Consider the following 25501-nt stretch of genomic DNA (forward strand, 5'->3'; position numbering starts at 1 on the left):
GCGTTCGCCGCGGCGCACGGCTTCCGAAAGGAGGAGGCATGTCTGGATCGAGAAGGGGCCGTTTCGTCCCGGTTCTCGTCGCGCTGGTCGCGCTCGTTCTCGCGGGGACGGCCGCGACCGCCGACACCCTGGTCGAGAAGGTCAAGGAGTTCGAGCTGGACAACGGGATGAAATTCCTCGTCGTCGAGCGGCCGGAGGCCCCGGTGGTCTTCTGCGCGGTCGTCTTCAACGTCGGTTCGGCGAACGAGTGGCCGAACGTCACGGGGATATCCCACCTGCTCGAGCACATGATGTTCAAGGGCACGAAGATGATCGGAACGACCGACTACGACAGCGAGATCCCCTACATCGAGAAGACCGACGAGCTCGGCGAGCGGACGATCGAGCTCCGCAAGCAGCTCGGCGAATGGCGCTTCGGCGTCTTCAAGGGCTTCTCGCGGGATGTCCTCGCCACCTTCACCGACGAGGAGAACGAGGCGCTCGGCGCGTCGAAGGCCGCCCAGAACGCCCTGCTCGTCGAGAAGGTGCGCGCGATGGAGCGCATGCCCGACTCCCTCGCCGCGATGAAGTATCTGCTCGCCGACGGCGACACCGACTACCTCGCCCTCTACCTCGAGTACGAGGAGGCGTGGGGCGAGATCCACCGCCTGCTCGACGAGCAGCGCCGGTTCATGGTGAAGGACGAGCTGTGGGAGACCTACATGAACAACGGCGCCCGCTTCCTCAACGCGGGCACCTCGTACGACTTCACCGTCTACTTCGCCTACCTGCCGGCCAACCGGCTCGAGCTCTGGCTCGATCTCGAGAGCGACCGCATGGCCGAGCCGGTCTTCCGCGAGTTCTGGTCCGAGCGGGACGTCGTCATGGAGGAGCGCAGGCTCAGCGAGAACGACCCCGACGAGATGCTCGAGGAGGCCTTCTACTCGGTCGCCTTCACCGCCTGTCCCTACAAGTGGCCCGTCGTCGGCTGGATGAGCGACCTGCTCACGATCGACCGCAAGGAGCTGACCGCATACAACCGCCGCTTCTACGCGCCGAACAACGCCACGGTGGTTCTCGTCGGCGACATCGACTACAAGCGGGCGAAAAAGCTCGCCAGGCGGTACTTCGGCCCCATCCCGGCCCAGGAGCCCACGACCCCGGTCGAGACGCGCGAGCCGGAACAGCAGGGCGAGCGCCGCGTGGTCATCGAGCACACGGCCAACCCGCGGCTGATGCTCGCGTGGCACAAGCCGAGCCACCCCGATCCCGACGAGGTCGTCTTCGACGTCATCACCGAGATCCTCGCCAGCGGCCGGACGAGCCGCCTGTACACCTCGATCTACGAAAAGCAGGAGCTCACCGCCGACCCGCCGAACTGCTCCACGGGTCCCGGCAACCGCTACGACAACCTCGTGATCGTCTCGGCCGAGCCGCGGGCGCCGCACACCATCGAGGAGGTCGAGGCGGCGATCGTCGCCGAGATCGACCGGCTGAAGACCGAGCCGGTGACAGAACGCGAGCTGCAGCGGATCAAGAACCAGATCGACGCCCAGACGATCCGGCAGCTCGGCTCCAACCTGGGGATCGCCTTCCAGGTGCTCTTCGGCGAGCTCTATCTCGGCGATTACCGGAAGATCTTCGACCGGTACGAGCGGATCAAGGAGGTCACCGCCGAGGATGTCATGCGCGTCGCCGGCACGTATTTCACCGAGCGCAACCGCACCGTCGGCTGGCGGGTCAAGGTGGAGGAGGACGCCGACGCCGCCGGAGGCGGGGAGCCCGAGGTGGACATGCAGGCGATCCAGGCCTACGTGATGAGCCTCGACCAGGCGGAGCGAATGGAGATCATGCAGCGGTTCCAGAGCCTGCGGTCGGACGAGGAGCGGCAGGCGCTCGGGCTCGAGCTCTACGAGCGAGCGAAGGCCGCCGGCTTCGTCCAGGACGATGACGGCGGGGCGGAGAAGGGAGAATCGAAATGACGAAAAGACTCCTCTTCACGATCCTGGCGGCGGCCGCGGTGCTCGCACTCGCGACGCCGGCGCCCGCCGGGAAGGACACGCGCCCCCATCCGGGCGATCTCGAGTACGAACCGCTCGACATCAAGACCCCCGAGGTGGCCGAGATCACGCTCGACAACGGCCTCGCGGGCTTCCTCGTGGAGGATCACGAGATCCCCGTCGTCGACGTCGTCATCCAGGTGAAGACGTGGTTCCCCGCGCCGGAGAAGACGGGGCTGAACGACATGGCCGTCTGGACGATGCGCAACGGCGGGAGCGAGGCGTGGCCCTCCGACCGACTCAACGACGAGCTGGAGTTCCGCGCCGCCCGGATCGAGTTCGAGGGAGGCGCCCTCGGCGCCACCTTCTCCTTCAACTGCCTGAAGAAGGATCTCGACGCGATCCTCGGGATCTTCGCCGACCTGCTCATCCACCCGGCCTTCCCCGAAGAGAAGGTCGAGATGAAGCGGAAGACGATGCTCGAGGAGATCCTGCGGCGCAACGACCAGCCGCGCCGCATCGTGAGCCGCGAGTTCAACCGGCTGATCTACGGCGACCACCCCTACGCCCGCGAGGCGACCGCGGCGAGCGTGTCGGCGATCTCCCGCGACGACCTCGCCGCCTTCCACGAGGCATACGTCAGGCCGGGGAGCGCGGTCATCGGGATCAGCGGGGACGTCACGCGCGACGAGATCGTCCTCGCCCTGAACGGCGCCTTCGCCGACTGGGCGCCGGGCGCCGCCGAGATCCCCGAGGTCCCGCCCCTTCGGTTGCTTCCGCCCGCATCGTGGCACTACGCCTACAAGGACATCAACCAGGCCTACATGGCGATCGGACACGAGGGGATCAACGCGAACAACGAGGACCGCTGCGCCGTCGACATCATGAACTACATCCTCGGCGGGGGCAGCTTCACCTCGTGGATCACCGAGAAGGTCCGCTCCGACGCGGGGCTCGCCTACTCGACCGGCTCGCGGTACTCGGCCGATCCCTGGACCGTCGGCGTCTTCCGCGCCTACGCGCAGACGAAGGCCGACGAGTACAGCCGGGCGATGCAGCTGATCATCGAGCAGATCGAGCGCATGCGCGACGAGGGGCCGACCGAGGAGGAGGTCCGCAAGGCGGTCGACTCCTACGTCAACAGCCAGGTTTTCGACTACGAGTCGAAGGCGCAGGTCGTCAGGCGACTCGTCCAACTGCGTTTCCAGGGGCGCCCGCTCGATACGCCGGAGCGCGATATGGCCGCCTACGCGGCCATGACCGTCGAGGACATCCGCCGGGTGGCGAGGACCTACCTGCACCCCGACCGGCTCACCATCCTCGTCGTGGGCGACCGCGATCAGTTCGACCGGCCACTCGAGGAGTTCGGCGAGGTCGACACGATCGATCTCGAGGCCGAGTAGCGCCGCCGGAACACGCCAGTCGCGGGGATGCCGGCGGATGCCGGCGTCCCCGCTTTTTTTGGTTGGAACGGGTGGCGCCCCGCGTTCGTTCCGGGTAGAATGGCGGGGAGACATCAACGGGAGGCGATCGGGATGGAATCGACGACGGCGGTGGTGCTCGGCGGGGGGCGCGGCACGCGGCTCTTCCCCCTCACGAAGACGCGGTCGAAACCGGCCGTGCCGGTGGCGGGCAATTACCGGCTGATCGACGTCACGGTGAGCAACTGCATCAACTCGGGGATCGACCGGATCTACATCCTCACGCAGTTCAACTCCGCCTCGCTGAACCGGCACGTCTCGTCCACCTACCGCTTCGACAACTTCAGCCACGGCTTCGTGGAGATCCTCGCCGCCGAGCAGACGCACGCCTCGCGCGACTGGTTCCAGGGGACGGCCGACGCGGCGCGCAAGGCGCTGCCACACCTCGACGACTATCCCTGCCGCGACGTCGTCATCCTCTCCGGCGACCACCTCTACCGGATGGATTTCCGCGAGTTCCTCAGGCACCACCGGGAGAGCGGCGCCGACATCACGATCGCCGTCAAACCGGTCTCCGCGTCGCGCGCCGGGGAGTTCGGCATTTTGCGCGCCGACCGCTCGGGGCGGATCGTCGAGTTCCGCGAGAAGCCAAAACGGAGCGTCCTCAGCCGGATGAAGACCGACACGCGCGTTCTCGGGCTCACCGCCGGCGAGGCCCGCCGCCGGCCCTACCTCGGCTCGATGGGGATCTACGTCTTCCGGTCCGAGGCGCTCCGCGAGACGCTCGATCGCGAGCCGACGGTGGTCGATTTCGCCAGGGAGCTCATCCCCCAGGCCCTCGAGCGGCTCCGCGTGAACGCGTGGCTCTACGACGGGTACTGGGAGGACATCGGGACGATCCGCTCGTTCTACCGTGCGCACATGGACCTGCTCGCGCCCGATCCGGCGTTCAACCTCTTCGATCCGCGCTCGCCCCTCTTCACTCATCCGCGCTTTCTCGCGGGCTCGAAGCTGGAGAAGGCGACGATCGAGCGATCGATCATCAACAACGGCTGCCAGATCGGCCGCGCCAGGATCGTCCGCTCGATCGTCGGCGTGCGCTCCCGGATCGGCCCCGGCGCCGTCGTCGCCGATTCGCTCGTGATGGGGGCGGACCATTACGAGGGGGCGGAGGACTGCGGCGCCGAGCAGCCTCGGGCGGGGATCGGCCCGAACGCGCGCATCCGCCGGGCGATCGTCGACAAGAACGTCCTCATCGGCCGCGACGTCGTCATCGAGAACCGCCGCCAACTCGACCGCTACGACGACCCCGAGGAGCGCTACTACATCCGCGACGGCATCGTCGTCGTCCCCAAGGGCGCCGTCCTCCCGGACGGCCTGCGGATCTGAGGCCGATCAACTGGCCTCACCTGAGAACGGCCGGTCGGTTTCGTGCCGGGCGGGCGGCGAGCGTTCGCGAGATAAACCACGATACCTTTTATGAAATCAGTGCTACAATGACGCGACGATCCTTTGATAGTGCGTGCGAACCGGAGAGGAGGCTCGCAATGAAGCCTGTCATTGCGTGCATTCTTGCATTCGCGGCCCTGTCCGTCTCGTGCAGCGAGGATTCGGCCGTCGCGCCCCCGAACCCGTCTCCCCCGGACGATTTCTTCATGATGTTCGATACGCGGCTCGTGTACCTGGTCCGCGATGAACCGTGCGGGATCTCGGCCGGGGATTTCGATTCCGACGGCGACGTCGACCTGGTCACGGCGAACTCCGATTCCGAGGACCTCTCGGTATTCCTGAATGACGGCCGCGGTCTGTTCCGCGAGGCCGGGACCTATGACGTGGGGCAGGATCCGATCGGCATCAGCGCCTGCGACATCGACGGCGACGGCGTGAAGGACCTGGTCGTGGCGAACAGGTCGTCCCGCTCCATCTCGACGTACTTCTGCAGGGGAAACGGGACGTTCACGAGGAGACTCGACTATTCCGTCGACTGCTATATCTCGTCGTTCGCCATGTGCGACGTCTACGGCGCGGGCATTCCCGACGCCGTGTACGTGGGCTTGGGCCTCGACGTATGCGTGCTGGACAACCTCGGGAACGGCGTCTTCGACACGACGACCTGCCATGACGTGCGGCCCGGACCCGGGGTCGTCTGCACGGCCGATTTCGATGGGGACCGCCACGAGGATCTCGCGACGCTCGACTTCATGGGAGGCATCTCCGTGCTGCTGAACGAGGGGAACGGGACGTTCGCCGACTCGGTGGGGTATGAAGGCGGATCCGCGTACGGCACGTCCGCCCTTGTTTCCCTGGACATCGATGCGGACGGCGATGAGGACCTGGTGGGAGCCGATCTCAACGGGCCGTACCTGTTCTGCCTGGAGAACGACGGACTCGGCACGTTCGGCGCGCCGACCGTCTTCGGCGCCGGCGCCATGCCGGGGGATCTCGTGGCGGCCGATCTCGACGACGACGGGCAAAACGAGCTGATCTCGGTCAATACGTATTCATACGACCTGTGGATCTTCCGGTCGGAGGATCACGGCGCGTCGCACGACGCGTACGAGGCGGGCGCCGGCCCGCGCTCGGTGTGCGCCGCCGATTTCGACGGGGACGGCGCGACGGATCTCGCGGCCGTCAACGCCACGAGCAATACGATGGTGATCTACGTCAACGACGGAACCGGCCGTTATCCGACGGACCGGCGGCGGTACGATGCGGGGGAATCGCCGGAATCGATCGTGGCGGCCGATCTCGACAACGACGGCGATCTCGATCTCGCCGTCGCGGCAAGCCGGAACGGCGTGTCGGTGTTCATGAACGACGGCAGGGGATCCTTCTCGCCGGGGCCCGGATACCCGATCGACGGCGCGCTCGGTTCGATTTTCGCGAGCGACCTGGACAACGACGGCCAGGCGGATCTCGTCGTCACCTGCTCCGCTCCGAAGAACACCGTCGCCGTCATGCTGAATGCCGGGAACGGGACGTTCGACCCTCCCGTCGAATACGACGCCGGCGACTCGCCCCACGCCGCCTGTGCGTGCGACCTCGACGGCGACGGGCATGCCGACCTGGCCGTGGCGAATTACATGGCGACGTACATCTCGATCCTCATGAACGGGGGGGACGGGACATTCGATCCGCCCCGCGAGCACGGCCTCGGCGACTGGCGATACCCGACGTCGATCGCCGGGCACGATTTCGACGGCGACGGCGACACCGACCTGGCCGTGGCCGATGCGAACCAGGGAGAGGTGTTCATTTTGTCGAACGACGGCAACGCGACCTTCCAGGCGACCTCGGTGCTCGACGTCGACGGAAACACCATGTACCTCGTCGTCGAGGATCTCGACGGCGACGGCCGCGTCGATCTCGCCGCGGTGCACATGTACCCCGACTGCGTGCTGCTGTTCACGGGACATGGCGACGGGACCTTCGATCCGGCGCGCGAGGTCTCTACGAACGGCCGGCCCTATCGCATCGCCGCGCGCGACTTCGATCTGGACGGCGACACCGATCTGGCCTCCCTGAACGGAGAAGGCGAATGCGTCTCGATCCTGCTCAATGACGGTGCGGGGAATTTCTCGTTCCTGGGCGGATTCTGGGGCGGCACGGCGCCCGCCGGCATGGCCGCGGGGGATCTCGACGGGGACGGCGACCCGGATCTGGCCGTCACCAACCCGGCATCGGGCGCGATCTCGGTCATGATGAACACGACGGCCGACTAGCGCCGGCGCCGGCGCGCGTTCGCGGATCGCCGGGCGCTAGTTGTCGAAGTACGTCGTCATCGGCACGAACTCCGCCGTCGGGCAGACGGCCCTGTGGGTGCCGGGGGTGAACCGGTAGTTGGGATCCTCGTACGGCTCGCCGCCGGGGCCGAATATCCGGAAATCGTCCACCAGCTGCCAGACGCAGTAGACGATGTTCTTGTTATCGGGGCAGGCGATCGTGAAGGACTCCTCCACCGTCTCCTCCTCGCTCACCGTGATGGAGGTCGACGACGAGTAGGAGAACTCCGCGCTGAGGGTCGCCGAGAAGTTCACGAACAGGCCTCCCGAGACGGTGGCCGACATCCCGATCGTCCGCCCGAACTCCTCGGCCTTCGTCGTCTCGACGCCCCGCGTCGTCGACCGCGTCACCGTGACCGACGTGCTTCCCGAGTACCGCTCGACGCTGCCGAGCCGCACCCAGTAGCGGACGTGCTGGATGTAGGGGGACGCGGAGAGCTGGTTGCAGTTCATCACGCCGTAACTTGATGGATACGTGTAATATATGTTCGTGAAGAGCGAGTCGTACGCCGTGACGATCGTGTCGCCCTCGACGAGCTTCATCCGGTTCGGGCCGGGGTACGTCGCGGAGAATCTGCACTGGAAATCGCAGCCGGGCCCGTCGCAGCACCAGCCGGGACTGGGCCAGACGCTGTCGACCGAGGCGATGTACGTCGACAGTTTCACCGTCTTCACCACGAGCTCCATCGATTTCTCCGGAACCGGGCCGGCATAGTACGTCGGCTCGGGAATGGGCGGGCGGTCGAGCGCCTCCTCGGGCGCGGGCCCGACGGTGTCGTCGTCGCTGCAGCCGGCGGCGACGACCAGCATGATGCATGCGATCGCCGTGAGAATCGTCCGGGATGGTTTCATCGGCGCATCCTTTCCGGGTGCCGGGACCTCGATCGAACACGGGAGGAGGCGAACTCGCGAGACATCCTGGGGGCGGAGCCGGATTCTGTCAACCGGAATCGTCGCAACATGTGGTACAATATGAGAATGTGTTGCCCGACGCGGGACGCGCGGCGGGGCGCCGGATGCGGCATCGGCATGTCCACGGCGACGACGGACGATTCGACAGGGAGTGACGACAATGAACGGCAACTGGAAGACATCGATCCTGGCGGGCATGTGTCTCGTGGTTCTCGCCGCGCCGCCGCTCGGCGCGGTCTGGATGCCGGACGGCCTGCCCGTCTGCACGGCCGGCGGCACGCAGCAATACGTCGAGATGATTCCCGACGGCGACGGCGGGGCGATCGTCGTCTGGAGCGATCATCGCGGCGGCGTGGACGACGATATCTACGCCCAGCGCATCGACGCCACGGGAGAGGTCCTCTGGACGGCCGACGGCGTCGCGCTCTGCACCGCGACGGGGGCGCAGTACTCTCAACGGGTCGTTTCGGACGGCGCCGGCGGGGCGATCGTCGTCTGGCGCGACAACCGGAACGGATTCTCTCCCGAGATCTACGCCCAGCGCGTCAACGCGGCCGGAAACGTGCTGTGGGGAGCCGACGGCGTGGCCGTCTGCGCCGTCGCCGACATGTTCAACAGGCCATGGATCGCCCCGGACGGCGCCGGGGGCGCCATCGTGGCGTGGGAATGCCTCCGCGATGTCGATTACGACATCTATGCGCAGCGCGTGAGCGCCTCGGGGGTCATGCAGTGGACAACCGGCGGCGTCATCGTCTGCGACGCGAAGTACGACCAGATGAACGCCCGGATCGTCTCCGACGGCGCCGGCGGGGCCGTCGTGGCGTGGATCGACGACCGGAACGGAAACGACGATCTCTACGCCCAGCGGATCGATGCCTCGGGGGCCGCGCAATGGGCCGCCGGCGGCGCGCCTCTCTGCGTGGCCGCCGCCGACCAGGAGTCGGTCGACATGATCGCCGACGGTTCGGGAGGCGCGATCGTCGCGTGGGACGATCCCCGAACCGGGCACGACGCCGCCTACGCGCAGCGGATCGACGACAAGGGGGATCTCCTGTGGACGGCGAGCGGCGTCCCCCTCTGCTCGACGACGGCGAACCAGCAGTACCCAAGGATCGCGACCGACGGCGCCGGCGGGGCGATCGTCGTCTGGCACGACAGCCGCGCGGGCAACTACGACGCCTACGTCCAGCGCGTCAGCGCCGCGGGGACGGTCCTCTGGGCGGGCACGGGCATGCCCGTCTGCACCCTGGCGGTGGGGCAGTACTATATCGAGATCGCGGCCGACGGCGAGGGCGGGGCCTACGTCACGTGGAACGACGTGCGAGGCGGCGACTACGACGTCTTCGCGCAGCGCATCGCCGCCTCGGGCGCCGCGCGGTGGACCGCGGACGGCGTCGCGATCTGCGAGGTCGAGGGGAATCAGACGGATGCCGCGCTCGTCCTCGACGGCGACGGCGGTGCGATGGTCGCATGGGACGATCTCCGCGACGGAAACCACGACATCTACGCGCGGCGCGTCTCCCCCGCGGGACTGCTGCCCGACCAGCCGCTGATCGCCGGGGTCCTCGACGTCCCGCGCGACCAGGGGGGCAAGCTGACGATCCACTGGGACGCGAGCGCCTGCGACGTCCTGCCGCTGACCGAGATCACCCATTACTCGGTGTGGCGGCGGCTGTCCGCCCCGGTTGCGGCGGTCACGGCCCCCGGGGATGACGCCGCCGGCGGGATACCGGACGTGCCGCCCGGCTTCGAGGGGCCGGCCGTGCGCCTCGGCTCCGGCGGGTACTCGTGGGAATGGCTCGCCACCGTCCCCGCCCGGTACGTCGAGAGCTACGCCTTCACGGCCGTGAGCCTGTACGACTCGACGGGAGCCGATCCGGGATGGCAGCATTTCATGGTCACCGCCCATACGCCGCTGCAGTATCTCTTCTTCGATTCCCCCGTCGACAGCGGCTATTCGGTGGACAACCTCTCCCCCGCCGCCCCGGTCGGAGCGGTCGCCGAGCAGAGCTACGTCCCCGAGGGGCTGAACCTCGCATGGGAGGAGAACGCCGAACCCGATCTCCATCACTACGCGATCTACCGGGAAACGGATCCGGGTTTCGAGCCCTCGCCGGAGAACCTCGTCGCCACGCCCGGCGAGGCCGCGTGGTTCGACGCCGAGTGGCGGTGGGACGCGGGGTATTCGTACCGGATCGCCGCCGTCGACGTCCACGGCAACGAGAGCGGCTTCGCTTCGGTCTCGCCGGAAGGCGTCACCGGCGGCGACACGCCGCCGCCGGCCGGCGCGACCTTCCTCGCGCAGAACGTGCCGAACCCCTTCAATCCCCGCACCGTGATCGCCTTCGACCTCGGCGAGGCCGGGCGCGTCTCGCTCCGGGTCTACGACGTCGCCGGACGTCTCGTGGCGACGCTCGTCGACGGGGAGCGGCCGGCGGGGAGGCACCGCGTGGAATGGAACGGCCGGATCGCCGGCGGCGCGACCGCGGCGAGCGGCGTCTACTTCTACCGGCTCGACGCGGGCGCGTTCGGCGAGACGAAGAAGATGATCCTGCTGCGCTGACAAGGCGGCGGCATGCGTTCCCTTCCGGCGCATGCCGGCCCTCCGCGGCGGGAGACGGCCGCCGGGCGAGCCTCGACGGCGTCCGGCCTCTCCCCGCTCACAGGTTTCGCGTGAACAGCCGTTCGACGCTGGTCGGGTTGACCGGGTCGACGGCCCGCGTCCGCTCCGTCGCGGTGAAACCGTTCTTCTCGTACACCTCGCGCGCACGGGCGAAGAGGATATCCGACCAGAGGACCATCCGCCGGAAGCCCGCCTCCCGCGCCCAGTCGACCGCCGTTTCGAGGAGCCGCCGGCCCCAGTTGCGCCCGCGGATCGAGCGGCGGAGGTAGAGGCGGTGCAGCTCGCACGTCTCGACGTCGACCGGCGTGACGCCGACGCAGCCGACGACGTCGCCGTGGTCGTCGAGCACCCAGAACTCGCCACCCCCGTCGCGGTAGCTCATCTCGATGTCCTCGAGATCCCGGTCGAAGGCGGCGAAGTCCATCGTGTAGGCGAGGTCGGCGTAGGTTGCGCGGATCGTGGCGACGACGCCGCCGTGGTCCTCGCGGCGATAGGGGCGGATGTGGGGAAAGCGCCCCTCGACGATCCCGCCGGCCCGGTTCATGGCCCGGTCGGGCCCGAACGCCGGCCGCGGTCGCGGTAGCGGTTGGTGATCGGGAGGCGGCGGTCGCGTCCGAAGGCCTTCGGGGTGATCTTGATCCCCGGGGGGGCCTGCCGCCGCTTGTACTCGTTGCGGTCGATGAGGTCGACGGTCCGCCGCGCCGTCGCCGGCTCGATCCCGCGAGCGACGATCTCGTCCACGGAGAGGTCGTGCTCCACGTAGAGCTCGATCACGCGGTCGAGGATCCGGTAGGCGGGAAGGGAGTCCTGGTCGCACTGGCCGGGGCGCAGCTCGGCCGAGGGGGGGCGGCGGATGATCGAGCGGGGGATCGTCTCCTGCCGGGCCCGGCGGTTGCGGTCGCGGGCGAGCGCCCAGGCGAGCGTCTTGGGGACGTCCTTGAGGACGGCGAAGCCGCCGGCCATGTCGCCGTAGAGGGTGCAGTATCCGACCGCCGTCTCGCTCTTGTTTCCCGTGGTAAGGACGAGCCAGCCGCGCGCGTTCGAGAGGGCCATGAGGAGGTTCCCCCGGATCCGCGCCTGGATGTTCTCCTCGGTCACATCGAGGCGCGCCGCGATCCCCGCGTCGCCGAGGATGCCGCGGTAGGCGTCGTGCGCGGGACCGATCGGCAGCTCGAGCAGCTCGATCCGCAGGGACGCGGCGAGGCGGCGCGCGTCGGCCAGCGTCTCTTCCGACGTGTATCCCGAGGGCATCGTGACCCCCGTCACGCGGTCGCGGCCGAGGGCGTCGACGGCGATCGCGGCCGTCAGCGCCGAATCGAGCCCGCCGCTGATCCCGAGGACGACGTGCGAGAATCCGTTCTTGTCCACGTAGTCGCGGGTGCCGAGAACGAGGGCCTCGTAGACCTCGGCGACGGGGGCGAGGTGCCCGGTGCGCCGGCGCCGGAGGGGCGGGCGGCGCGCCGGCCGGTAGAGGGCCGGCAGGCGAACGATCGCGGGGCGGGCCGCCGCGCGCGGCCGGCGGCCGCGTGGGGCGGCGGGACGCGCGGGCACGGGGACGTCGGCCACGATGAGGTCCTCCCGGAAGGGCCGCCCGCGGGCGACGGTGCGGCCCGCGGGATCGGCGATGACGCTGCTCCCGTCGAAGACGAGCTCGTCCTGCCCGCCGAGGAGGTTGACGTAGAAGAGCCAGATGCCGTTCTCCTTCGCCCGGCGCCGCATGAGGCGCTCCCGCTCGGGGCCCTTCCGCCGGTGGTAGGGAGAGGCGGAGATGTTGACGACGACGCCCGTCTCCGCATCCGAGGCGAGGGCCTCGACCGGGCCGCGGTCGACCCAGACGTCCTCGCAGACGCTGAGGCCAACGCGGAGGCCGCCGAGATCGACGGCGAGGGGTGCCTCGCCCGCCGAGAAGTATCGCTGCTCGTCGAAGACGCCGTAGTTCGGCAGATGGATCTTGCGGTAGCGGGCGGCGATCCTGCCGCGATACAGCAGGACGGCGGTATTGTACGGATGGCCGCCGCGGTGGTCGGGCTTCTCCGGCGCGCCCACGACGAGCGCGATCCCGCGCGCCAGCGAGGCCGCCTGCGCGAGCGCCGCCTCGCAGTCGGCGAGGAAGCGGGGCTTGAGCAGGAGATCCTCGGGGGGATAGCCGCAGATGACGAGCTCGGGAAAGGCGAGGAGCTGGACGCCGGCCCGCTTCGCCTCGGCGACGAGACGCCCGACGAGCCCGACGTTTCCCGCGAGGTCGCCGACCGTGGGATTCACCTGGGCGAGACCGATCCGCACCGTTCCGTTTGTCGTTTTCACGCGGCGCTCCTTTCCCGGCGGGCGGATTGTACCACGCGCCCCGGGCGGGCGAAAAGCGAAAGCCTCCCGGGGGATGCAACCTCTTCACGCCCGGGGCCGTAATCCGGATATGGAACAGGACACGACGATACGGGGGAACGGAACGGTGACGTGGAGCAAGGTGATCGCGGATCCGGCGAAAGGCCCCTTTCGGGTTGCCGGCCCGTTCCGTCCCCCGCACACGAAAGGACCACGGCGATGAGACGCGCACTCCCGATCCTCCTGGCGATTCTGCTCGTCCCGGCGATCGTTTTCGGCGGCGGCCGGGAACGGAACGTCGAGAAGAGCTTCGACCTCGATCCCGGCGGCACGGTGAAGATCACGATGAAATGCGGCGGCGACATCCGGATCGAGGGATGGGACGAGAACCGCGCCGAGGCGGTCGTCCGGATCACCGGCACAGAACGCGAGGACGTCGACGTCGACTTCGACAGGAAGCGCCGCGGCCTCGAGATCGAGATCGAGGCAAACAACTGGATGCACCGGTGCCGGGCCGACGCCGACATCGTCCTCCGCGTTCCGCGTGAGACCGACATCGAGTTCAGCTCCTACGGCGGCGACATCGCGTGCGAGGGGATCGAGGGCCGGCTGACCGGACGCACGCTCGGCGGCGACATGACCTTCTCGCGGATCGACGGGACGATCCGCATGACGACATACGGCGGCGACGTCGAGGTCGCCGACTCCCGCGTCGACGGCAAGGTGAAGACGCTGGGCGGGGACGTGCGAATCGAACGGGTCGTCGGCGACCTCACCGGCTCGACGCTCGGCGGGGACGTCACCTACACCGACGTCACGGGAGGCGGCGGCAAGGGCCACTCGCCTGACCGCGACGTCTCGATCACCTCGATGGGCGGCGATCTCGACGTCGATTATCCGGCCCGGGACGTCACGCTCCGCACGATGGGAGGCAACATCGACGTCGGCCGCGCGGAGAAGGTGAACGTGACGACGATGGGGGGCGACATCAGGGTAAACGAGGCCCCGGTGGGCGCGAGCGTGATGACGATGGGCGGCGATATCCACGTCGGCAGCGCGGGAGGCTTCTGCAAGGCGAAGACGATGGGCGGCGACATCGAGCTCGACGCCGTCGACGGCTGGATCAGCGCGGTGACGATGGGCGGTGACGTCGAGGTGACGATGGTCGGCGATCCCGGCGAGGGAAAGCGCGACGTCGAGCTGAAATCGATGGGCGGCGATATCGAGCTCACCGTCCCCCCCGGGCTCTCGATGGAATTCGACGTCGAGATCGCCTACACGAAAAATCACCGGCGCGAGTGCCGCATCGAGAGCGACTTCGACATGAAGATCGAGCGCACGACCGAGTGGAAGCGGAAGTGGGGCCAGAAGCGCAAGTACATCTACGGCACGGGAGAGGTCAACGGCGGCGAGCACCGCGTGAAAATCCGGACGATCAACGGCAACGTGATCATTCGCAAGGGAGACTGAGAACCCCGGAGAGAACAGCGACCCGACGCAGTGACGAGGGCCCGGGAGCAGCGCCGGGCCCTCGTTGCGTCCAATCCGTTCCGCCCGGGCGCGGCGATCACCCGTTCGTGTCCGCCGCCGCCGCGGCGAGGACGTCGCGCATGTTGTAGAGCCCGGGAACCCGGCCGGCGACGAAGAGGACGGCGGCGAGCGCGCCGCGGGCGAAGGTCCGGCGCGAGTGCGCGCGGTGGGTCAGCTCGACCCGCTCCCCCTCGCCGGCGAAGACGAGGGTGTGCTCGCCGACGACGTCGCCCCCGCGCAGCGAGTGGATGCCGATCTCGGCCGCATCGCGCGGGCCGGTGAGTCCCTCGCGGCCATGCGCGCGGCGCAGGCCGGGGCGCGCCTCCTCGACGGCCGCGGCGAGGGCCGCCGCCGTCCCGCTCGGGGCGTCCTTCTTGCCGCCGTGGTGGATCTCGACGATCTCGACGTCGAAGCCGGGCAGGGCGCGGGCCGCATCGCCGGCGAGACGAAGCAGGAGGTTCACGCCGATCGACATGTTCGGGGAGAGGAGAAGGGGGATGCGCCCGGCGGCCAGGTGGATCGCGCCGGTCTCCGCCGGGGAGAATCCCGTCGTGCCCACGACCGCGCCCGTGCCCGCCGCGGCGCAGGCCTCGACGTGTTTCGCCGCCGAGGCCGGCCTGGTGAAATCGACGAGGACGTCCGCGTCGCCGGGGATCGCGGGGCCGTCGGCGGCGACGGCGACGCCGCCGATCAGCTCGCCTATCCCCGGGTGTTCGGGCGCCTCGACGAGCGAGGCGATCCGGATCCCGGGCCAGTTGGCCGCTTCCTCGGCGACGGCGCGGCCCATCCGCCCGAGGGCGCCGCAGACCGCGATCCGCACGGGCTTGCCCATCTCACGCCTCCCCCGGCTCGAGGCCGTAGGCGGCGAGCGCCTCGGCGAGCGCCGCGCGCGTCTCCGGGCGCATCGGCACGAGGGGGAGCCGCACCTCGCCGACGTCGCGCCCGAGGAGGTTCATCGCCGTCTTGACGGGCATCGGGTTCGTCTCGAGGAACATCGCCCGGCAGAGGGGGAGCAGGCGGAGATGACGCTCGAGCGCCTCCGCCATCTCCCCGCGCTCGAAGGCGTCGATCAAACCGAGCATGTCCCGCGGCACGATGTTGCCGACGACGCTCACCACGCCGCGCCCGCCGACGGCGAGGACGGCGAGGACGATCCCGTCGTCCCCCGAGAGGAGTGACACGCGGTCGCCGCAGAGGCGGACGATCTCCGACATCTGCTCGAGGTCGCCGCTCGCCTCCTTGACGGCGACGATCCGCTCGTGCGGCGCGAGGCGGGCCACGGTGCCGGCGGCGAGGTTGACGCCCGTCCGCCCCGGCACGTTGTAGAGCATCAGCGGGAGCCCGCCCTCGTCGGCGAGCGCGGAGAAGTGGGCGTAGAGCCCCTCCTGCGTCGGCTTGTTGTAGTAGGGGGTGACGACCATCGCCCCGTTTGCCCCGAGGTCGCGCGCGCGGCGGATGTTCGCGATCGAGCGGGTCGTCGAGTTCGTGCCGCACCCGGCGTACACCGCCAGGCGCCCCGCCGCCTCGCGGACCGCGATCTCGACGATGCGGGCCCATTCCGCGTCCTCGAGGGCGGGATTCTCGCTGGTCGTGGCGCACGGGACGAGGCCGTCGGTGCCCGCCTCGACGTGCAGGCGGACGAGCTCGGTCAGCCGGGCCTCGTCGAGCGCGCCCTCGCGCGTGAACGGGGTGACGAGGGCGACGAAGAGACCGTGGAGCATGCTGGGGACCTCCTTCTCCGGTTTCGCCGGGCCGTTCCGGCCGGCGCGCCTCGACTCTAGGCGCTCCCCGCCGGGGGTGTCAAGCGCCGGACGTTTTTTCTTGACAAGTATTGATATTATGATATTATAATATTCATATGAAACGGAACGACGCAAGAAAGGCGGAACGGGGAAGCGGGAGCGGCCCGCTGCCCGTCGACCGGATCGAGCGGTTCGCCGAGATCCTGAAGGCCCTGTCGAGTCCGGCCCGGCTGCGGATCGTGAACCTGCTGGCGGACGGCGAGCTGACGGTCTCGCAGATCTGCGAGAAAACGGGGCTCAAGCAGTCGCTCGTCTCGCAGCAGCTCCGGATCCTCCGGCTCAACAGGATCGTGATGAACCGCAAGGAGATGCCCCGGTCGTACTATCGTCTCACTGAGAAGAACGTCGCCACCATGCTCTCGTGTCTGAGCAGGTGCGGCGTCAGGCAATCGGACGCAAGGAGAGGAAACGATGAGTGACAACATCAAGCATGTCGGCGAGGATACCTTCCAGGCGGAGGTGCTCGACAGCACCGTTCCCGTGGTCGTGGATTTCTGGGCCCCGTGGTGCGGTCCCTGCCAGATGATCGCGCCGGTCCTCGACGAGCTTGCCGGCGAGTACGGCGCCGCCGTCTCGTTCGTCAAGCTCAACACGGACGACAGCAGGGAGATCGCGATCCGCTACGGGATCATGGGGATTCCCACGCTCAAGGTCTTCAAGGGCGGCGAGGAGGTCGACTCGATGTCGGGCGCCGCGCCCAAGGAGATCCTCAAGAAGTTCATCGACAAGCACCTCGGATAGCGTTCCGCCCGGCCCCCGCGGTCGCAACGAACGGAGAATGATCGGCCCGGCCGGGCGGCACGGATACGCCCGGCCGGGCATTTTTTGTATGCGCCGCCGCCGGGGGGCGGTATACTCACGCGACGGCCCGCATCGACGCGCCCCGGGCCGGGCGCAACTGCCTGGAAGGGAAGGATGCCGTGAAGGAGTTGCCGTTTCTCGCCGGGGAGGACAGCCGGGGATCCTTTCTCCTCTTCCTCTTCTTCCTCTCGGCCCTGGTCGTGACGGGATGGGGGATCTGGGAGGGCACGCTCCCCGCCACCGGCGAGGCGGTCTTCGCCGAGCAGGCCCGAGAGGCCGCCGGGGGCAACCTCTGGCCGGCGCGGTTCGACGGAGAGGCGGTTCCGGGGACGCCGCCGCTTCCCCTCTGGACGGCGGCCGCGTCGATCCGCCTCCTCGGCGCGAGCGGCTGGGCAGTCCGGCTTCCCTTCGTTTTCCTCGCGCTCGCCGCCGTGGCTTTCGTGCGGGCCGCCGCCGCGGCCGCGGCGGCGGACGACCGATCTGCCGCGGGGCTCCTCGCCGCCCTGCTCCTCGTCGCCAGCCCCTTCTTCGGCAGGTATGCGCCGCACGCGTCGCCGGAGGTCTTCCTCGCCCTCTCCGTCGCGCTCGCGCTTCTCGGCCTGCTGCGGCTTCCCGCGCCGGACGGCGCCTGGGAGTGGGGCGCGGGGGTCGCCTGCGCGGTCTTCTCGGCGGGCGCGGCCGGGCTTTTCCTCCTCCCGGCGGGACTCGCCGCCCTCGCGGCCGACCAGGGACGCCGGGCGGCGTTCGGGCGGCCGGCGTTTCTCGTCGCCACGGCGGGAGCCCTCGCCGCCGGCCTCGCCTGGAGCGCGGGGGCGGGCGGCGGCCTCGGCGGTTTCCCGCTCGTCGCGGCCGGCGATGCCGTCCGCGACGCATGGCGCGCATGGGCGGCGAGCCTGCCCTGGTCGATCCTCGCGGCAGCCGCGGCAATCCGGACGTGCCTGCCGCGCGCGGCGGGCGGAACGGCGGGCGCCGACCGCCTCCTCCTCGTCTTCGCCGCGCTCCTCGCCATCTTCTTCGGTTTGGCGGGCGGCGCGCGGGCCGAACGCTTTCTCGCGGCCGCCCCGCCCGCCGCGATCATGGCGGCGCGGGAAGCGGCGCGCCTCCTCGCCGCACGGCGGAAAACCGGCCAGGGAGGCAGCGAGCGGCTCCGGTCGCTCGATCGCGTCCTCGTCATGGTCCTCCTCTTCCTCATGATGCTCATCGTGATCACGCCGCTCGACCTGCACCGGCGCGTGGACGACCAAATCGACGAGATCGCCGGGATGACGGCGCGGCTCCTGCCCGCCGGCGGAAGCGTGGCGAATTTCCGGCAGCCCGGGGAGATCGGCGCGGCGCGGCTCCTCTTCTACGGCGGACGCTCGCTCGACCGGCGTGCGATCGAGACGCCCGACGACCTCGCCCGGGCGATCGAACGCGAGCCCGGGCGGCTCTGGCTGACGACGATGCGTGACATGGCCGACCTCCGGCGGAAGCCGGGATTCCCCGTTGCCCTCGCGATGGTCTATCGTGCCGGCGACTGGGTGCTCTTCACCGAGGAGCGGGGCGGCGAACGATGACGGAAGGGTGGATATGACGAGACGAGCGATCGCACTGGCGTTGGCCATCCTGCCGGTGCTGGCGGGGTGCGGACGGGAATCGGGCGGCCCCGGCCTGGTCAGGGTGTCGGAGCACGTCTATGCCATGGTGGCCGACGGCCCCTCGGCGGCCGAGGGGCTCGGAGCCAACAGCGGGTTCGTCGTGGGCGACGAGGCGGTTCTCGTCGTCGATACCCGGTACACCCCCGCCCTCGCGCGGGAGCTGCTCGAGGCGATCCGCGGCGTCACCGACCTCCCCGTGCGCTGGGCGGTCAACACCCACTACCACCCGGACCACGCGTGGGGGAACGCCGTCTTCCGAGACGCGGGCGCGACGATCCTCGCCCGTCCCGAGACGGCCGAGGATCTGCGCCGGTTCTCGCCCGTCTACCTCGACTACTACCGCGCCTACCGTCCCGAGGCGTGGGCGCTGCTCCGGGACGTCGAGATCGCCCCGCCTGACTCGCTTCTCGGCGAAATGCTGGAGATCGACCTCGGCGGCATCATGGTCCTCGTGCGGTACTTCGGACCGGGGCACACGGCGGGCGACGCGGTCGTCTTCGTGCCGAAAGAGCGCGTCGTCTTCACCGGCGGGCTCGCCGCCGCAGGCTATCATCCGAACCTCGGCGACGACGGCGCCGATCTCGCCAACTGGTTACGGATTATCGGCGAGATCGAGGCGACCGGCCCGCGGCGCGTCGTGCCGGGGAACGGTTTCGTCTCCGGCCCCGGCGTCCTCGGGGAGACGGCCGACTACATCCGCTACCTTCTCGATCTCTGCGAGAGACACATCAGGGGCGGCGGCTCGGCCTTCGACGTCGCGACGAGCGTCGCCGTACCGGGCACCGAGGGCGACCTCCTCGCCAACCTCGTCCCCTTCAACGTCCGGGCCGTCTACGTGCGCCTCGTCCAGGCGATCGTCGATCCGCCCTTCACGCTCGATCTGCCCGACGGGTTCCGGACGACCGACGGGGCCGTCGAGGGCAGGGGCGGACGGATCGACTGGGCCGCCGACACCGCGGACGGCTACCTCGAGATCGAGGTCCGATGGCAGCCGACGGTGCGGAGCGAGGTCATCACGCAGGACGTCTACGACGAGGTGTCGCGCTACACCGCCGCGACGAAGCGGCACCGGATGCACGTCGCCGGGCCGGAGACGGTGTCGATCGGCGGCGTGGAAGCGGTCGGCGCGCACGGCCGGTGGGAGTTCACGCCCGAGAGCGGCCGTTCGGGGGGCGGTATCTGGACGTGGGGAGCGATTCTCCGCGACGGCGTTTCCTACACGGTCCAGCTCTCCGTCAACGCGAACAAGGACGAGGCGGCCGAGCGGCGGGGGATGGAAACGCTCCAGGCGATCGCGGCGACCTTCCGGTTCCGCGCCGACGGGCCCTGATCCGCGCCTGACGGCGGTCAGGCCCCGTACTTCATCAGTTTCCCCGCGTTCGCCAGGGCGACGGTCATGATCGAGGTCGCCGGGAAGATCCCGAGGCCCCCGTGGTCGCAGGCGTTCTCGTGGAAGGCGGCGACGTCGTCCGGGCCGCAGACGGCCGACCGGATCAGGAACGGCACCGGGTGCCAGGAGTGGCTCTTCAGCGCGCACGGCGTCGAGTGGTCCCCGGTGACGATGATCACATCCGGCTCGAGGTCGAGCAGCATCGGCAACAGGCGGTCCACCTCCTCGATCACCCCGACCTTCTTCTCGTGGTTTCCGTCCTCCCCGTACGAATCCGTCTTCTTCACGTGGACGAAGAAGAAATCGTGGTCCTTCTTCCACAGCGAGCGGACCGTCTCGAACTCCTCCTCGACGGTGAAGCCCGTCTCGGCGAGCGCCATGCCGCAGAGCCGCGCCACGCCCCGGTAGAGGGGGTAGGCGGCGACGGCGACGGGATCGAGGCGGTATCTCTCCTGGAAGGAGGCGATGACCGGCTTGCGCGAGATGCCGCGCAACAGGATCGCGTTGGCCTTCTTCTCGTCGGCGAGGACCGCGCGGGCCTTTTCGACGAAGGACGCGAGTATCGCGGCGGTCTTCTCCGCCTTCGGATCGTATGCCGCCGGCGGCAGGGGCGCCTGCCCCGTCGCCTGCGGATCGGTCTCCTCGACCTCGGGCGAGAGGCCGGGCCCGCGCAGCACGAGGCCGAAGCGGTACTCGCGGACGGGCATGACGATCGTCTCGACGTCGTCGATCGCGGAAATCGCCTCCTGCATCTTCCGGCAGATGCGCACCCCCTCCTCGTGGGGGATCCGGCCCGCCCGGCGGTCGACGAGCACGCCGCCGGCGTCGACGGTGGCGAAGTTGCCGCGGATCGCGATGTCGTCGTCGAGGAGCTCGTATCCCACGCCCGTCACCTCGACCACGCCCCGGCCGGCGTCGTTCTCCGGCGCGAGCGGGTCGTAGCCGAAGAGGGCGAAGTGCGCCGGACCGCTTCCCGGCGTGATCCCCATGCCCACCGGCATGTGCCGGCCGCAGAGCCCCTCGCGGGCCAGGCGGTCGAGGTTGGGGGTGGCGGCCGCCTCGAGCGCCGTTTTCGGGAACGTTTCCGAGCGGATCCCGCCGAGGCCGTCCATCACCAGGAAGATGATTTTGCTGTCGTTGACGTGGATGAGATGACGAAGCATGTTTTGTTCTCCTTTGCGCTGACAATGCGCCGGTCTCGCCTTTACACGACCCGAGGGTATCGGGTAGATTGAGTATCTGTCAAGGAGCAGCGAAATACCGTCACCTCCCGACCGAAGGAGGCCCCGAGATGAGACGTTTCAGCGCCGCGATCCTCGCCGCGAGCCTGGCTTTCCCCGCCATCTCCTGCGGAGGCGGCGACGCCGGCCTCGCCGGGCGGGAGCCCGTGCCGGCAGCGGTCACCGTCGAGAACGAGATGCAGATGCTCGTCACGCTCTCGATGAACGAGGCGCGGGCCGACCTGCTCGTCCACATGGACACCGAGCCGGACCTCGCCCTCTTCCCCGCGGAGCTCGAGGAGAGCATGCGGAACGCGGGCGACCATCTCCGGCGGCGCAACGTCTCGGTCGTCGAGCAGATCGCGCCCTACCTCGAGCGCGGCGGCGCCGGCAACGTCGCGCGGATGGCGGGGATGTTCGACCGGCTCGTCTGGGTCTTCCCTTCCTCGCGGTCGATCGGCGAGATGCCGATCGAGAGCCTGCGCGACTACCTCGGCAGGCGGGGATGGCCCGCGAAGGCCCTCGAGGATCTCGCCGTCGAGGGGCGTTTCGTCACCGGGACGCTCGCCGGGGTGCCCGTCACCGTGACGAACCTCGCCGATCTCGAGACGGGCGACGCCACGGCGATCCTCGATATCGACCTCCGGTACTTCCTCGGCTTCCAGGCGCAGGAGCCCGGCTTCCGCATGGGCACGCGGGCGCTGGTGAACTTCCTTCGCGAACTGCGCGGACGGAACGTCGAGACGAGCTTCGCCCTGGCGACCCTCTCGACGATCGACAGCAAGGTGCCGATGGACATCCGCTTCTTCGGCGATGCGATCGTGGATGCGCTCCTCGATCCCTCCAGCCTCGAGGGACCCCTTCCCGAGAAATGGGCGATGGCGATCGAGGCGGAGGACTCCCTCGTGGCGGGCAACTTCGGCGGCGCCGAGGCCCTCTACGAGCAACTCGCCGGGCTGTATCCCTCGACGGCGGGCTACCGCTTCGGCCTCGCGGTGGCGCGCGGTTTCCGCGGTGACGTCGAGGGGTGCCGCGAGGCGATGCTCGAGGCGTACAACTACGACGGCGGCTACATGCGCGGCTTCTTCCAGCTCGCCAACGTTCTCGCGGCGAACGGACGCTACGAGGCGGGCAAGGCGCTCGTGGAGACCCCCGACCTCGCCAAGATCCTCCCCCCCGTGGAGATGAATTACCAGAAGGGCGTCTTCTACTTCAACGCCGGCCGTCCCTTCGACGCCATCACGGCGCTCGAGAAGGCCGCCCAGATGCGGCCGAACGATTTCACCCTCCTCACGCTCCTCTTCCGGGCCCACCGGGCCACCGGCGTCGAGCAGAAGACCGTTCTCGCCATCGAGAAGCTCCGCCGGCTCGACGAGGCGCGTCTCAGGCGCGACATGCCGTGGGTCTACCGGGAGCTCGGCGAGCTCTACGAGTCCGCCCGCATCTGGGGAAACGCCCTCGATGCCTACGAGATCTTCCTCGAGATCGCCCCCGACGACTCCTCGGCCTACGACGTCATACTCCGCGCGGCGGAGATGCGCCAGAAGCTCGGCGTCGATTGACCCTCCGGTCGTAACAATTCATCGCCAGGAAACGTATTCCGGGGTGAAGCGCGCACCGCACGGCGGCCGCGCGCCGCCGGCCGTGCGCCGGCGCACGAAGCTCAGCAACACGAATCGGGGAGAGCATGATGAGCCAGAAGAAACGAAGCGGCCGGCGGGCGACGTGGATCGTCGTCGCGGTCGTGATCGTCGCGGTGGCGGCGGCCGCCGTCGTCTTGCGGAGCCGCAGCGGCAAGGCGGACGATCTCGGTCCCACCGTCACCGTCGAGCAGGGGGACGTGATCGAGAAGGCGCTCGCCGTCGGCTCGATCGTGCCGCGCAACGAGATCTCGGTGAAATCGAAGGTCTCGGGCGTCGTCAGCCGCGTCTTCCGCGAACCGGGCGAGCGGGTCCGGGCGGGCGAGCCCCTGCTCGAGATCCGGCCCGATCCGACGCCGCTCGAGCTGGCGCAGGCGAAGCGCCAGATCGAGATGGACGAGATCAACCTGCGCACCGCCGAGAAGACCCTCGACCGGAGCCGCGAGCTGCTCCAGCGCAAGCTGATCCCGGACAACGAGTACGAGAGGGCCCTGCAGATCTTCGAGCAGGCCGAGCTCCAGCTCAAGATCAGCGGCGAGCATCTCGCCCTTATCGAGAAGGGAAGCATCAGCATCGCCGGCAACCGGATCGAGAGCATCATCAAGGCCCCGATCTGCGGCTTCGTGCTCGAGAAGAACGTCAACATCGGCGATCCCGTCGTCCCCCTCACCTCCTACCAGGAGGGGACGGTCCTCATGACGCTGGCCGACATGGACAGCCTCGTCTTCAAGGGGACGGTCGACGAGATCGACGTGGTCAAGGTCGACCTGCGGATGCCGGTCCAGATCAAGGTGGGTGCCCTTCCCGACACGCGCGTCCCCGGGACCCTGGAGCGGATCTCGCTGAAGGCGCGCGAGGAGAACAACTCGCGGATGTTCCCCGTGGAGATCTCGATCGACGACACGGGCGTCGCGTTCCTGCGCGCCGGCTACTCGGCCAACGCCGACATCATCATCCGGGAGGCGAGAGGCGTGCTGACCCTCCCGGAGCGCGTCGTCTGGTACGCGGGGGACTCGACGTGGGTGGAGGTCCCCGGTCCCGACGGCGACCGGAAGAGGGTCATGATCGAGGTCGGGCTCTCCGACGCGATCACCGTCGAGGTCAAAAGCGGCCTCGATTCCGGGCAGACGGTCCTCGAGAAACCCAAGCAGGAGATCTGACCGGTCGCGATGAAACGGATCGTCGTCAATATCGGCTACCTCCTCTCCCTGCTGTGGGGATTCCTCGGCGACATGCGCGCGCAGAAGAAACGCTCCATCCTCACGATCTTCGGCATCTTCTGGGGGACGGCGGCCGTCATCCTCATGATGTCGGTCGGCACGGCCGTCCGGAGGCAGAACATCGTCAACTTCAAGGGGCTCGGCGATTACGTCATCATCGTCTTTCCCGGGGTGACGACGAAGCCCTTCGAGGGATTCGGCGTCGATCGCCGGATCCAGCTCGTCCGGTCCGACGCCGATCTCCTCCGCCGGGAGGTGCCCGAGATCGTGCGGGTCTCCGAGGAGTACATGAACTGGCGGAGCTACCTCCGCCGCGGCGCCCGCACGCGCAACCCGCTCGTCGCCGGGGTCAACGTGGAGTTCGGCGAGATGCGCAACATCATCCCCCGCCCCGGGGGACGCTATTTCAACGACCGTGACCAGGAGGAGCGCCGCCGGGTCGTCTTCATCGGCGACAAGCTCAAGGAGTTCCTCTACGACGAGAACGAGCCGGTCGAGGGGACCTTCCTCACGATCGACGGCGTTCCCTTCCGGGTGATCGGCGTGCTCGAGCACAAGACACAGGACTCGAGCTACGGCTCGCGCGATCAGGACCGCGCCTTCATCCCCTCGATGACCTTCGAGGCGATGTTCGGGCACCGCTATCTCAACAACCTCATCGTCCAGCATTCGCTGGGAACGAGCGAGTCGGGCCGGGCCGTCCGTCGCATCCGCGAGGTGCTCGGCAAGGCGCACGTCTTCGATCCCGACGACGAGAGCGCGCTCGGCATCTGGGACACCGCCGTGTTCTACGACGAGTTCATGCTCTTCTTCACCGGCTTCAACATCTTTCTCCTCGTCATGGGAGCGGCCACGCTCGGCGTCGGCGGGCTCGGCGTGTCGAACATCATGTACGTCGTCGTCCGCGAACGTACCCGCGAGATCGGGGTCAAGCGCGCCGTCGGGGCGCGGCGGCGGACGATCCTCGCGCAGTTCCTGGCCGAGACCTTCTTCATCATCGGGATCGGCGCCGTCCTCGGCTTCCTCTTCGCCTGGGGAGTCGTCGCCGCCCTCGGCGCGATTCCCGAGGGGGCGGCCGAGGTGATCGGCGTGCCGCGGATCGACGGGCTCGTCGCCGTCGTCGCGATCGGCGTCATCATGCTCGTCGGCTTTCTCGCCGGGCTCTTCCCCGCGCTGCGCGCGGCGAGGCTCGACCCGGTCCGGTGCCTGGGATACTAGGAGC

19 protein-coding genes are annotated in these 25501 nt (G+C 69.0%); 13 read left to right on the forward strand and 6 right to left on the reverse strand.

Annotated features, from left to right (window positions below; genetic code table 11):
* The first annotated feature begins 38 nt into the window (after positions 1 to 38).
* The 4 genes from JW876_01965 to JW876_01980 all read left to right on the forward strand — a co-directional run bounded on the left by JW876_01965 (position 39) and on the right by JW876_01980 (position 7122).
* Positions 39 to 1961: an insulinase family protein gene (locus tag JW876_01965; GenBank protein ID MBN1884275.1), complete on the forward strand. Its 1923-nt coding sequence runs from the start codon at positions 39 to 41 to the stop codon at positions 1959 to 1961.
* Complete coding sequence (locus JW876_01970) at positions 1958 to 3382, forward strand: insulinase family protein (GenBank protein MBN1884276.1); 1425 nt, start codon at positions 1958 to 1960, stop codon at positions 3380 to 3382. The genes JW876_01965 and JW876_01970 overlap by 4 nt, the downstream gene beginning before the upstream one ends.
* Positions 3383 to 3514: 132 nt before the next feature.
* Positions 3515 to 4789 carry a glucose-1-phosphate adenylyltransferase gene (locus JW876_01975; protein MBN1884277.1) on the forward strand — a complete coding sequence of 425 codons (1275 nt, stop codon included), beginning with the start codon at positions 3515 to 3517 and terminating at the stop codon, positions 4787 to 4789.
* A gap of 158 nt (positions 4790 to 4947) precedes the next feature.
* Positions 4948 to 7122 carry a VCBS repeat-containing protein gene (locus tag JW876_01980; protein ID MBN1884278.1) on the forward strand — a complete coding sequence of 725 codons (2175 nt, stop codon included), beginning with the start codon at positions 4948 to 4950 and terminating at the stop codon, positions 7120 to 7122.
* A gap of 36 nt (positions 7123 to 7158) precedes the next feature.
* Here JW876_01980 and JW876_01985 read toward each other — a convergent pair whose 3' ends face one another.
* Positions 7159 to 8034, reverse strand: a complete 876-nt coding sequence (locus JW876_01985) for a hypothetical protein (GenBank protein MBN1884279.1) — start codon at positions 8032 to 8034, stop codon at positions 7159 to 7161.
* A gap of 220 nt (positions 8035 to 8254) precedes the next feature.
* Between JW876_01985 and JW876_01990 the strand changes: the two genes are divergently transcribed.
* Complete coding sequence (locus JW876_01990) at positions 8255 to 10657, forward strand: T9SS type A sorting domain-containing protein (protein MBN1884280.1); 2403 nt, start codon at positions 8255 to 8257, stop codon at positions 10655 to 10657.
* Positions 10658 to 10754: 97 nt separating this feature from the next.
* Here JW876_01990 and JW876_01995 read toward each other — a convergent pair whose 3' ends face one another.
* Together JW876_01995 and JW876_02000 are read right to left on the reverse strand one after the other, a co-directional pair.
* Positions 10755 to 11261: a GNAT family N-acetyltransferase gene (locus tag JW876_01995; protein ID MBN1884281.1), complete on the reverse strand. Its 507-nt coding sequence runs from the start codon at positions 11259 to 11261 to the stop codon at positions 10755 to 10757.
* Entirely contained in the window at positions 11258 to 13000 is a 1743-nt protein-coding gene (locus JW876_02000; protein MBN1884282.1) for an NAD+ synthase, read from the reverse strand. Before JW876_02000 ends, JW876_01995 begins: the two co-directional genes overlap by 4 nt.
* Before the next feature lie 258 nt (positions 13001 to 13258).
* Between JW876_02000 and JW876_02005 the strand changes: the two genes are divergently transcribed.
* Positions 13259 to 14509 carry a DUF4097 family beta strand repeat protein gene (locus JW876_02005; protein MBN1884283.1) on the forward strand — a complete coding sequence of 417 codons (1251 nt, stop codon included), beginning with the start codon at positions 13259 to 13261 and terminating at the stop codon, positions 14507 to 14509.
* Positions 14510 to 14606: 97 nt separating this feature from the next.
* Here the strand turns inward: JW876_02005 and JW876_02010 are convergent, their stop codons facing one another.
* Together JW876_02010 and JW876_02015 are read right to left on the reverse strand one after the other, a co-directional pair.
* Entirely contained in the window at positions 14607 to 15401 is a 795-nt protein-coding gene (locus JW876_02010; GenBank protein ID MBN1884284.1) for a 4-hydroxy-tetrahydrodipicolinate reductase, read from the reverse strand.
* Position 15402: 1 nt separating this feature from the next.
* The gene (locus JW876_02015; GenBank protein ID MBN1884285.1) at positions 15403 to 16290 is read right to left on the reverse strand and encodes a 4-hydroxy-tetrahydrodipicolinate synthase; all 888 of its coding nucleotides are present in this window, start codon (positions 16288 to 16290) and stop codon (positions 15403 to 15405) included.
* Between the two features lie 137 nt (positions 16291 to 16427).
* On the opposite strand from JW876_02015, the gene JW876_02020 reads away from it, so the two are divergent.
* The 4 genes from JW876_02020 (at position 16428) to JW876_02035 (ending at position 20139) form a co-directional block, all read left to right on the forward strand.
* Positions 16428 to 16790: a winged helix-turn-helix transcriptional regulator gene (locus tag JW876_02020; GenBank protein ID MBN1884286.1), complete on the forward strand. Its 363-nt coding sequence runs from the start codon at positions 16428 to 16430 to the stop codon at positions 16788 to 16790.
* On the forward strand, positions 16783 to 17112 hold the full coding sequence (gene trxA / locus JW876_02025; GenBank protein MBN1884287.1) for a thioredoxin: 330 nt from the start codon (positions 16783 to 16785) through the stop codon (positions 17110 to 17112). Before JW876_02020 ends, trxA begins: the two co-directional genes overlap by 8 nt.
* A 179-nt stretch (positions 17113 to 17291) precedes the next feature.
* Positions 17292 to 18728, forward strand: a complete 1437-nt coding sequence (locus tag JW876_02030; GenBank protein MBN1884288.1) for a glycosyltransferase family 39 protein — start codon at positions 17292 to 17294, stop codon at positions 18726 to 18728.
* A gap of 13 nt (positions 18729 to 18741) precedes the next feature.
* Positions 18742 to 20139 (forward strand): MBL fold metallo-hydrolase, encoded by a 1398-nt coding sequence (locus JW876_02035; protein ID MBN1884289.1) that lies wholly within the window; start codon positions 18742 to 18744, stop codon positions 20137 to 20139.
* Positions 20140 to 20156: 17 nt separating this feature from the next.
* On the opposite strand, the gene JW876_02040 is transcribed toward JW876_02035, so the two are convergent.
* Positions 20157 to 21362: a 2,3-bisphosphoglycerate-independent phosphoglycerate mutase gene (locus JW876_02040; protein MBN1884290.1), complete on the reverse strand. Its 1206-nt coding sequence runs from the start codon at positions 21360 to 21362 to the stop codon at positions 20157 to 20159.
* Positions 21363 to 21490: 128 nt separating this feature from the next.
* On the opposite strand from JW876_02040, the gene JW876_02045 reads away from it, so the two are divergent.
* From JW876_02045 to JW876_02055, 3 genes are all read left to right on the forward strand, one after another.
* Positions 21491 to 22981 carry a hypothetical protein gene (locus tag JW876_02045; GenBank protein MBN1884291.1) on the forward strand — a complete coding sequence of 497 codons (1491 nt, stop codon included), beginning with the start codon at positions 21491 to 21493 and terminating at the stop codon, positions 22979 to 22981.
* A 128-nt stretch (positions 22982 to 23109) separates the two neighbouring features.
* Complete coding sequence (locus JW876_02050; GenBank protein MBN1884292.1) at positions 23110 to 24219, forward strand: efflux RND transporter periplasmic adaptor subunit; 1110 nt, start codon at positions 23110 to 23112, stop codon at positions 24217 to 24219.
* Between the two features lie 9 nt (positions 24220 to 24228).
* Positions 24229 to 25497 (forward strand): ABC transporter permease, encoded by a 1269-nt coding sequence (locus tag JW876_02055; protein MBN1884293.1) that lies wholly within the window; start codon positions 24229 to 24231, stop codon positions 25495 to 25497.
* The last annotated feature ends 4 nt before the right edge of the window (positions 25498 to 25501 follow it).

The sequence above is a fragment of the Candidatus Krumholzibacteriota bacterium genome (assembly GCA_016931295.1).
Lineage (GTDB): Bacteria > Krumholzibacteriota > Krumholzibacteriia > Krumholzibacteriales > Krumholzibacteriaceae > JAFGEZ01.